The following is a 3,665-nucleotide window of genomic DNA, read 5'->3' on the forward strand; positions in this document are numbered from 1 at the left end:
ATATTGAAACATGAAAAAGCCGAATGATTTAACATTCGGTTTTTTTAGTTTTATAAATCAAAAAAGAAAAATTACTTTTGCTAAACAATTAAACAAAGTAATAATGAGTTCAGAAGTTAGTAAAAGATACAGTCAAAGAGGAGTTTCAGCATCTAAAGAAGATGTTCATAATGCCATAAAAAATGTAGATAAAGGATTGTTTCCGAAGGCTTTCTGTAAAATTGTGCCAGATTGTTTAACAGGAGATGAAGATTATTGTTTGATCATGCATGCAGACGGAGCTGGAACAAAATCGTCTTTAGCTTACATGTATTGGAAAGAAACTGGAGATATTTCTGTTTGGAAAGGCATTGCTCAAGATGCTTTAATTATGAATATCGACGATTTGTTATGCATAGGAGCAGTAGATAATATTATGTTGTCCTCAACTATTGGAAGAAATAAAAATCTAATTCCAGGTGAAGTTATCTCTCAAATAATTAACGGAACAGAAGAGTTATTACTAGATTTAAAAAGATTTGGTGTTGAAATTCATTCAACAGGAGGGGAAACTGCTGATGTTGGAGATTTAGTGCGCACCATAATTGTAGATTCTACAGTTACCGCTAGAATGAAAAGAAGTGATGTAATTGATAATGCCAATATAAAACCAGGCGATGTAATTGTAGGTCTAGAATCTTTTGGACAAGCAACTTACGAAAATGAGTATAACGGTGGAATGGGGTCTAACGGATTAACATCTGCACGTCACGATGTTTTTAGTAAATATTTAGCCGAAAAATATCCTGAAAGTTTTGATGTAGCTGTACCAAGTGATTTAGTGTATTCAGGAGCTATGAAATTAACTGATAAAGTTGAAAACTCTCCAATTAATGCAGGTAAATTAGTATTGTCACCAACCAGAACCTATGCCCCAATTATAAAGAAAATTTTAGAAAAATATACTCCAGAAGATATTCATGGGATGGTTCATTGCAGTGGTGGAGCGCAAACTAAAATACTTCATTTTATAGATAATTTGCATATTGTTAAAGATAATATGTTTCAAGTACCGCCTCTTTTTAAATTAATTCAAGAGCAGAGCAATACAGACTGGAAGGAAATGTATCAAGTATTTAATTGCGGACACAGAATGGAGTTATATGTTTCACCAGAAATAGCAAACGATTTAATTGAAATTTCTAAAAGTTTTAATGTAAACGCTCAAATTATTGGTAGGGTAGAAGCTTCAGAAACTAAAAAATTGACTATTAAAAGTGAATACGGAGCTTTTAAGTATTAAATCACATAAAAGTTTTAGTACATAAAAACATAGAATTGAATGCGTGTATTTAAATAAGCATAATTTATTTTCAAATTAATTCTCAAGAAATTATTGTAAATTTGCAATCCAATTAAAAAATAAATGTTAGATAAGTTACAAATAGTAAAACAACGTTTCGACGAGGTTTCTGATTTAATAATTCAACCAGATATTATGTCAGACCAAAAACGCTATATCCAAATTAACAAAGAATATAAAGATTTAAGTGCAGTAATGAAAATTGCTGAAGAATATAAAGGTTTGTTAAAAAATATAGAAGAAGCTAAAGAGATTATTGCAGATGGTTCTGATGCCGAAATGACAGAAATGGCAAAGATGGAGTTAGAAGAAGCTACAGCTCAATTACCAAAACTTGAAGATGATATTAAGTTTATGTTAATTCCAAAAGACCCAGATGATGCTAAAAATGTAATTGTTGAAATTAGAGCAGGAACAGGTGGAGATGAAGCAAGTATTTTTGCAGGGGATTTGTATAGAATGTACACAAAGTATTGTTCAGATAAAGGATGGAAAACAGAAATTGAAGATATTAGTGAAGGAACATCTGGAGGTTTTAAAGAGATTATTTTTAGTGTTTCTGGAGAAGATGTTTATGGAGACATGAAGTTTGAATCTGGAGTACATCGCGTGCAACGTGTTCCACAAACTGAAACTCAAGGTCGTGTACATACTTCTGCAGCAACTGTAATGGTATTGCCAGAAGCCGAAGAATTTGATGTAGAATTAAAACCTAGCGATATCCGTGTAGATTATTTTTGTTCGTCAGGTCCAGGAGGTCAATCTGTAAATACCACGTATTCTGCAGTGCGTTTAACGCACGTTCCTACGGGATTAGTTGCACAATGTCAAGATCAAAAGTCACAACATAAGAATAAAGAGAAGGCTATGAAAGTATTGCGTTCTCGTTTATATGAGCAAGAATTAGAGAAGAAATTAGCTGCAGATTCTGCTAAAAGAAATTCGCTGGTTGCAAGTGGAGATCGTTCTGCAAAAATTAGAACTTACAATTATCCGCAAGGGCGCGTAACTGAACACAGAATTGGATTAACGTTATATGATTTATCAAATGTAATAAATGGGGATATTCATAAAATTGTTGAAGAATTAAAACTTGCTGAAAATACTGAGAAACTTAAAGAATTAGGGGAAGTACTTTAATTTAAAATACATACATAAACTAAAAGCAAGGATGTTCTATTCTTGCTTTTTTTGTTTTAAAATCAAAATTTTCATAATTAATAAGTTAATCAAACCATGTATATTTGCCACTTCCAAAAATAAATAAAACACATGATAACAGTTAATGACATTTCAGTTCAATTTAGTGGCACTACTTTATTTAGTAATGTTTCATTTGCAATTAATGAAAATGATAAAATTGCACTAATGGGTAAAAATGGTGCAGGTAAATCAACATTATTAAAAATTGTTGCCGGAGCTACGAAACCAACTTCTGGAAGTATAACAGCTCCAAAAGAAGCAGTTATAGCTTATTTACCACAACATTTATTAGTAACGGACAATGCAACTGTTTTTGAAGAAACTTCTAAGGCATTCGCAGAAATTACTAAAATAAAAGTTGAAATAGATGCCATTAACGAAGAGCTTACAGTTAGAACTGATTATGAGAGTGAAGCTTATATGGTCTTAATTGAACGTGTTTCAGAATTAAGTGAAAAGTATTATGCTGTTGAAGAAATAAATTATGAAGCAGAGGTTGAAAAGGTTTTAAAAGGGTTGGGCTTCGAACGTAACGATTTTAACAGACCTACTTCAGAATTTTCTGGAGGATGGAGAATGCGTATAGAGTTGGCTAAAATCTTATTACAAAAGCCTGATTTAATTTTATTAGATGAACCAACAAATCATATAGATATTGAAAGTGTACAATGGTTAGAAGATTTTTTAATTAATTCAGCCAAAGCAGTAATTGTAATTTCACATGATAGAGCGTTTGTAGATAATATTACAAATAGAACTATTGAAGTAACTATGGGAAGAATTTACGATTATAAAGCAAATTATTCTCATTATTTAGAATTGAGAAAAGATAGAAGAGTGCATCAACAAAAAGCATATGATGAACAGCAAAAAATGATAGCTGATAATATGGACTTTATTGAGCGTTTTAAAGGAACATATTCTAAAACAAATCAGGTACAATCTCGAGTTAGAATGTTAGAGAAATTACAATTGGTAGAAGTTGATGAGGTTGATACATCTGCTTTGCGTTTAAAATTTCCACCATCACCAAGAAGTGGACAATATCCAATTGTTGTAAATGAATTATCTAAAAGTTATAGCGAACACGTAGTTTTTAAAAATGCGAATTTAGTTATTG

Annotated in this window: 3 protein-coding genes; all 3 read left to right on the forward strand. The window is 31.4% G+C overall.

What is annotated here, in order from left to right; translation table 11 throughout:
* The first annotated feature begins 103 nt into the window (after positions 1-103).
* Positions 104-1,282 (forward strand): AIR synthase related protein, encoded by a 1,179-nt coding sequence (locus tag AB1Z17_RS13795; protein ID WP_368052351.1) that lies wholly within the window; start codon positions 104-106, stop codon positions 1,280-1,282.
* Between the two features lie 123 nt (positions 1,283-1,405).
* Positions 1,406-2,482 (forward strand): peptide chain release factor 1, encoded by a 1,077-nt coding sequence (prfA, locus tag AB1Z17_RS13800; protein ID WP_368052349.1) that lies wholly within the window; start codon positions 1,406-1,408, stop codon positions 2,480-2,482.
* Positions 2,483-2,614: 132 nt separating this feature from the next.
* On the forward strand, positions 2,615-3,665 hold a 1,051-nt coding region (locus AB1Z17_RS13805), incomplete at its 3' end, for an ABC-F family ATP-binding cassette domain-containing protein (protein ID WP_368052350.1).

Source organism: Lutibacter sp., from assembly GCF_040883305.1.
Lineage (GTDB): Bacteria > Bacteroidota > Bacteroidia > Flavobacteriales > Flavobacteriaceae > Lutibacter.

What these genes read in the sequence shown, in the direction of transcription:
- AB1Z17_RS13795 (WP_368052351.1), top strand. Translation starts at nt 104, where the DNA reads ATGAGTTCAGAAGTTAGTAAAAGATACAGTCAAAGAGGAGTTTCAGCA.
- prfA (WP_368052349.1), top strand. Translation starts at nt 1,406, where the DNA reads ATGTTAGATAAGTTACAAATAGTAAAACAACGTTTCGACGAGGTTTCT.